Here is a 517-nt window from a genome sequence, read left to right on the forward strand (position 1 = left end):
TAAAGGCATTTCAAGAAGAAAAACAAGCGAAAGATGCTGAAATTCAAGAGTTAAAAGAAGAAAATAAACAAATGAACAGTAGAATTGAAGTTTTAGAACAATTGTTACTTCAAAATTTAATTGATAAGAAACCAGAGCAGCCATAAGCTGTTTTTTATTTTGCATAAAATACGGCTTTTATAAGAAAAGAGGGCAAATAGATGTCTCTCTTTTTATTTTGAAATGAGGTGGTCAAAGTGGAAGGATTACAAGAAGTAAGAAGTGATGTTCAAGAAATAAAGCAAGATATTAAGGACATTCGCTTAGAGATTAAAAGTTTAGAAATGCGGACGACAGGTAACGAGAAAGACATTATCAATATCAATAAGCAATTAGATAAGATTAGCGCTAATACTACCTGGATCTTGCGACTTATTGTAGGTGGAATTATAGGCGCAGCACTCACTTTCTTAATGAAAGGAGGTGGTATGTAATGTTTGAAATTACTGTAATGATTGGAATTGTAGTAGGTCTTTCA

At 32.1% G+C, this 517-nt stretch carries 1 protein-coding gene; it reads left to right on the plus strand.

Features of this window, described 5'->3' with window-relative positions; all coding sequences use genetic code 11:
• Positions 1–236 precede the first annotated feature (236 nt).
• Positions 237–473, plus strand: a complete 237-nt coding sequence (locus tag ACQRBL_RS32540; RefSeq protein ID WP_000398737.1) for a hemolysin XhlA family protein — start codon at positions 237–239, stop codon at positions 471–473.
• Positions 474–517: the final 44 nt, after the last annotated feature.

Source organism: Bacillus sp. AF62 (assembly GCF_050312695.1).
Lineage (GTDB): Bacteria > Bacillota > Bacilli > Bacillales > Bacillaceae_G > Bacillus_A > Bacillus_A cereus.